This is a genomic window from Myxococcus sp. AB025B, from assembly GCF_006518215.1.
Classification (GTDB): Bacteria; Myxococcota; Myxococcia; order Myxococcales; family Myxococcaceae; genus Myxococcus; species Myxococcus fulvus.
Genome location: NZ_SRLW01000451.1, coordinates 1 through 5,722, shown reverse-complemented (window position 1 = coordinate 5,722; position 5,722 = coordinate 1). Strand labels below are relative to the sequence as shown.

Annotated in this window: 4 protein-coding genes and 1 pseudogene; 2 read left to right on the top strand and 3 right to left on the bottom strand. The window is 70.6% G+C overall.

What is annotated here, in order from left to right:
* A pseudogene (locus FL311_RS40520) lies at positions 1-783 on the top strand (hypothetical protein); the annotation flags it as partial.
* Between the two features lie 52 nt (positions 784-835).
* Here FL311_RS40520 and FL311_RS40515 read toward each other — a convergent pair.
* The 3 genes from FL311_RS40515 to FL311_RS40505 form a co-directional block, all read right to left on the bottom strand.
* Positions 836-2,476 carry a long-chain fatty acid--CoA ligase gene (locus tag FL311_RS40515; RefSeq protein WP_141332984.1) on the bottom strand — a complete coding sequence of 547 codons (1,641 nt, stop codon included), beginning with the start codon at positions 2,474-2,476 and terminating at the stop codon, positions 836-838.
* Between the two features lie 101 nt (positions 2,477-2,577).
* Positions 2,578-3,615 (bottom strand): 6-phosphofructokinase, encoded by a 1,038-nt coding sequence (locus FL311_RS40510; protein WP_141332983.1) that lies wholly within the window; start codon positions 3,613-3,615, stop codon positions 2,578-2,580.
* Between the two features lie 78 nt (positions 3,616-3,693).
* A complete protein-coding gene (locus FL311_RS40505) occupies positions 3,694-5,121 on the bottom strand; it encodes an amidase (RefSeq protein WP_141332982.1) in 1,428 nt (475 codons plus the stop codon).
* 214 nt (positions 5,122-5,335) lie between these two features.
* On the opposite strand from FL311_RS40505, the gene FL311_RS40500 reads away from it, so the two are divergent.
* Positions 5,336-5,722 (top strand): 6-phosphogluconolactonase (locus tag FL311_RS40500; protein WP_194869579.1); only part of this gene is annotated, 387 nt, incomplete at its 3' end.

Genomic DNA, 5,722 nt, shown 5'->3' with positions numbered 1-5,722 from the left:
GCGCAGCAGCCGGGGCAGACGATGCGCTTCTCGGACCGGGTGCATCAGGGGATGGTGAACCAGATGGCGGTGACGTACGCGGCGCGCACGACGCTGCGGGACGTGGCGGAGCTGAGCGACAACGGCGTGCTCGTGTACGAGCCGGGGCAGACGTACTTCTACGGCATCAGCCAGGGGCACATCCTGGGCGGGACGTACGTGGCGCTCTCGCCGCACCTCGAGCGCGCGGTGTTCAGCGTGGGTGGGGCGGACTTCTCGCTGATGATGTTCCGGGCGAAGCCCTTCGCGCCGTTCCTGCAGGCGATCGCCGCGGCGGTGCCGGACGCGCTGGACCAGCAGAAGTTCGCGGCGATGACGCAGACGGGGTTCGACCGCATCGACCCGCTGACGTACGCGCCGCACGTGTTGAAGACGCCGTATGAAGGTGGCCCCGCGTCGCGCAAGGTGTTGGTGCAGTACGGCCTGGGCGATGCGCAGGTGCCCAACGTGGCGACGGAGCTGCATGCGCGGGCGATGGGGCTGACGCAGCAGCTGCCGGCGACGTGGCGGGTGCCGGAGCTGCCGGCGGTGGAGGGTGTCCTCGACGGCGCGGCGCTGGTGCAGTTCGACTTCGGGTTGCCCGCGCCGCTGCCGGGCACGGTGGCGAACCTGCCGGCGGACGACAACCCGGTGCATGAAGGGGTGCGTCGCAACACGAAGGGCCGTGAGCAGGTGGACCTGTTCCTCAGGCCCGACGGCAAGGTGGAGGCCACCTGCGGCGGCGTCTGCCTCGGCGCGAACTGACGCGGGAGTGCCCCGGCCGAGCCTCACGTGGCTCGGCCGGGCCCACCGTGCCTCACCCCGCGGCGGTGCTCGGGTTCTTGATGAGGTGGTCGCCGTAGTCCTCACGGAGCTTCGTCTTGAGGAACTTCCCGGTGGACGTGCGCGGAATCTGCTCGATGAAGAGGTAGTCGTCCGGCAGCCAGAACTTGGCGAACTGCTTCGCCAGGTGCTCCGTCAGCGCCTCCTTGCTCACCGCCTGCCCCGGCTTGAGCACCACCGCCGCCAGCGGGCGCTCGTCCCACCGCGCATGCCGCCCCGCGAACACCGCCGCCTCCAGCACCGCCGGGTGGCTCATCAGCGCGTTCTCCAGCGCCACCGACGAAATCCACTCCCCGCCCGACTTGATGACGTCCTTGCTCCGGTCGCAGATGCGCACATACCCATCCGCGTCCAACGTGACGACATCCCCCGTCCTGAACCAGCCATCCGACGTGAAGCGGTCCGCCCCCTCGCCGCCGTAGTACGAGCCCGCCACCCACGGCCCGCGCACCTCCAGCTCACCCATCGTCGCGCCGTCCCACGGCAGCGCCTTCCCGTCCTCCCCCATCACCCGCGTCTCCACGAACGGCAGCGCGAAGCCCTGCGAGCTCTGCGCCCCCAGCTGCGCCTTCGCGTCCGCGTGGCGAAGCGCCTGCTTCACCTTCGCCATCGTCCCCACCGGGTTCATCTCCGTCATGCCCCAGGCGTGCGTCACCTCCAGCCCGTGCCGCTGCCGGAAGCCGTCAATCATCGCCGGCGGCGCCGCCGAGCCTCCAATCAACATCGTCCGCATCGCGCTCAGGTCCCACTTCTTCGGGTCCTGGTCCAACAACGCGAGGATGCCCAGCCAGATGGTCGGCACGCCGCCCGCCACCGTCACCTTCTCCGCCGACATCAACTCCAGGAGCGACGGCGGGTCCAGGTGCGGCCCCGGCATCACCATCCGCGCCCCCGTGAGCAGCGCGTCGAACGGCAACCCCCACGCCGCCGCGTGGAACATGGGCACCACCGGCAACACCGAGTCCGCCTCGCCGATGCCCGTCAAATCCTTCATGCAACACACCAACGTGTGCAACGTGATGGACCGATGACTGAACAGCACCCCCTTGGGGTTGCCCGTCGTCCCGGACGTGTAGCAGAGCATCGCCGCGCTGTTCTCCTCCAGCGCGGGGAAGTCGAACGTCTCCGGCTCCGCCGCGAGCAGCTTCTCGTAGTCCAGCGTCCCCTCCGGCGCGGGCCCCGCGTCCGGGATGACGATGACATGCCGGATGCTCGGCACCTGCGCCGCGAACTTCTCGAACAAGGGCCACAGCGAGCGGTCCACCAGCACCACCGTGTCCTCGGCGTGCCGGGCGATGTAGGCCAGGTCGTTCGGATGCAGCCGCAGGTTGAGCGTGTGCACCACCGCGCCCATCGCCGGAATCCCGAAGTACGCCTCCAGGTGCCGGTAGTGGTTCCAGCTCAGCGTCGCGACCCTGTCGCCGGCCTTCACCCCCAGCCGCTTCAGCGCGTTCATCAGCCGGCACGTGCGCTGGTAGAAGTCCGCGTACGTGTAGCGGTGCATCGACTTGTCCGGATTGCGGCTGACGATTTCGGAGCGCGGGTAGTACGTCCGCGCGCGCTCCAGGAAGTGCGTCAACGTCAGCGGGAAGTCCATCATGCGGCCTGGCAGCATCGGCACGTCCCTTCGAGGCGAGGGTGGGGCGCCGATGCTACCGGATGCGCGCTCGGGCCAGCGTCCCGCGTCACTCGCGGCCCGAGCGTTGTCGCGTTGCGTCAGCCGAAGAACACCTGGGCGACCTCGAAGAACTCCGTCGGGACGCGCTTGAGCTCCTTGGTGGCGGCGGCCAGCTCCACGCTGACGATTTCGTTGCCCTTGAGCGCGGCCATCTTCCCGAACTCGCCCCGGGCGACCATGTCGCACGCGTGCACGCCGTAGCGCGTGGCCAGCACGCGGTCATGCGCGGTGGGCGCGCCGCCGCGCTGGATGTGGCCCAGCACGGACACGCGCGTCTCGAAGCCCGTGCGGCGCTCGATTTCCTGCGCGACGATGTTGCCCACGCCGCCCAGCCGGGGCCGTCCCGCCTCGTCCAGCGCGCCGCTCGTCACCAGCTGCTCGCCCTGGTCCGCGGACAGCTTGATGCGCGTGCCCTCGGCCACCACGACGATGGAGAAGCTGCGCCCGCCCGCGTGGCGGCTGCGGATGTGCTCGGCCACGCGCTCCAGGTCCGCGGGAATCTCCGGCACCAGGATGACGTCCGCGCCGCCCGCGATGCCCGCATAGGTGGCAATCCAGCCCACGTGCCGGCCCATCACCTCGCAGACGATGACGCGCTTGTGCGACTCGGCCGTCGAGTGCAGCCGGTCCACCGCCTCCGTGGCGATCGCCACCGCGGTGTCGAAGCCGAAGGTGAAGTCGGTGCCGTTCAGGTCGTTGTCGATGGTCTTCGGCACGCCCACGATTCGCAGCCCCTCCTGGGACATGCGCGTGGCGGCCGACAGCGTGCCCTCGCCGCCGATGGCGATGACGGCGTGGATGCCGTTGCGCTCGATGGCGCGCTTCACCTTCTCCAGGCCGTTCTCCACCTTGAACGGGTTGACGCGCGAGGTGCCCAGGATGGTGCCGCCCCGGTGGAGGATGCCGGAGGTCGTCTCGCGGGTGAGGCGGAAGTGGTTGTCCTCGAGCAGGCCCTTCCACCCGTCGCGGAGGCCCATCATCTCGAAACCGTGGGCGGAGGCGCGGCGGACGAGGGCGCGGATGACGGCGTTCAGGCCGGGGCAGTCACCCCCGCCGGTAAGCACGGCGACTTTCATGAAGAATGTTTTATCGCGCCTTGCACCCGACGTGCTGCTGAAGTTTGCCCGAGCGCCCTGCGGCGGGAGGAGCGGCCCCTAGCCGAACACCGACGGCCGCCGGTGCGTCCACGGGTGCGCGGCCTCCAGCTGCGACGCCAGCCGGAAGAGCGTGGCTTCATCCCCGAAGCGGGCGATGAACTGCACGCCCACCGGCAGTCCCTCGGGACTCCAGTGGAGGGGCACGCTCATCGCCGGGTTGCCCGCCATGTTGGCCATGGGGCAGTAGGGCGTGAAGCCCGCCGCGCGGAACAGGGGAGCGAGCGGCGCGTCGGGCAGGGACGCGAACGTGCCCAGCAAGGGCGCGGGCTCGGTGGCGGTGGGCAAGAGCCACACGTCCACGTCCTCGAAGCGCCGGGCGAAGACGCGGCCGAAGCGCAGCATCTCCGTCTGCGCATGCAGGTAGGCCGACAGGCCCTGGCTCAGCCCGTGTTGATACAGCGCCCAGGTGAAGGGCTCGAAGTCCTCGGGCGAGGGCTCGCGGCCCAGGCGGCGCGAGAGCCCCTCCACGGTGTTCACCACGCCACAGGCCCAGGCCGTCATGAAGTGCTGGCCCAGCGTCTCGTCGCCGGGAAGCTGGAGGTTGCCCTCGAGGACGGAGTGGCCCAGGCCCTCGAGCCGCTTCGCGGTGGCGACGACCGCGTTGAGGCACTCGGGGTGGACGGGGGCGCCCACCGCGTTGCGCAGCGTCAGGCCGATGCGCAGCCGCCCCGGGGGCGCGCCGACCTCCAGGCCGTAGGGCCGGGCCTTGGGCGGGGCGTGGTAGGGCGCGCCGAGGTCGGGCCCCTCGGTGGCGTCGAGCAGCGCCGCGCTGTCTCGCACCGTGCGGGTGAGGGCATGCTCGCCTATCAGCCAGTGGACACTGTCGGCCAGCTCCGGCCCGGTGGGGTTTCTGCCCCGGCTGGGCTTGAGGCCGAACAGGCCGCACGCGGACGCGGGGATGCGGATGGAGCCGCCGCCGTCGGAGGCGTGCGCGAAGGGCACCATGCCGCTGGCCACCGCCGCCGCCGCGCCGCCGCTGGAGCCTCCCGGCGTGCGCGTCACGTCCCACGGGTTGCGACACGGCCCATGCAGCGAGCCCTCCGTCGTGGGGAGCAGCCCCAGCTCCGACGTGTTGGTCTTCCCCAGGACGACGAGCCCCGCGCGCAGGTAGCGCTTGACGAGCTCGCTGTCGTGGCCCGGCGCGAAGCCCTTCGCGAAGCGCGAGCCGAAGGTGAGCGGAGAGCCCTCCTGCGCGGCGAGCAAATCCTTGAGGAGGAAGGGTACGCCGGTGAAGGGGCCTTCGGGCAGCGGAGCCTTCGCCCTGAGGCGCGCGGTCTCGAACTGCGTCTGCACCACGGCGTTGAGCCGGGGGTTGCAGCGCTCGATGCGGGAGATGGCCGCGTCCACGAGCTCCAGCGGGGTCACCTCCCGGCGCCGCACGAGGTCGGCCTGGGCGGTGGCGTCGAGGCTGATGAAGGGGTCCATGGACCGGGCACTCTACCCTCGTTCCCCTCGGCGCCCTCCGGGCGGGCGCGACGCGCGGTATGACGCGTCGCGTTCGCGCGGTGTCGGCGATGACGGCAGTTGCTGCAACAGTCACGGGCATGTCTCTGGGTGAACGGCTTCGTGACTCCCGGGAGGTGTTGAGGGGCCCAAGAACATGTTCGTGTGCGCGGCTCTTTTCGAGCGAGGAGCCTCCATGAACATCCGGGTCTTCGAGTCCGAGCAGGAAGCGGCCGCCGCGTGCGCCGCGCGCATCGCCGAGGCGGTGACGGCGCATCCGTCGTTGGTGTTGGGGTTGCCCACGGGGCGCACGCCGCTCAACGTGTACCGGGAGCTGGTGGCCCTGCAGGCCAGGCGGCGGCTGGACTGGTCGATGGCGCGGACGTTCAACCTGGAGGAGTGGGTGGGGTTGTCGCCGGAGGATGGCGGCAGCTTCCACGCGTACATGGAGCGGCACCTGTTCCGACATGTGAACCTGTCGAAGGAGCGCATCCACTTCCTCGACGGCACGGCGTCGGACCTGGCCCAGGAGTGCGAGCGCTACGAGGCGGAGCTGATGGCGGAGGGGGGGCTGGGATTGGTG

Bases quoted from the DNA above. Each gene is read 5' to 3' on its own strand.
- FL311_RS40515 (WP_141332984.1), bottom strand. From the start codon at position 2,476: ATGCTGCCAGGCCGCATGATGGACTTCCCGCTGACGTTGACGCACTTC.
- FL311_RS40510 (WP_141332983.1), bottom strand. From the start codon at position 3,615: ATGAAAGTCGCCGTGCTTACCGGCGGGGGTGACTGCCCCGGCCTGAAC.
- FL311_RS40505 (WP_141332982.1), bottom strand. From the start codon at position 5,121: ATGGACCCCTTCATCAGCCTCGACGCCACCGCCCAGGCCGACCTCGTG.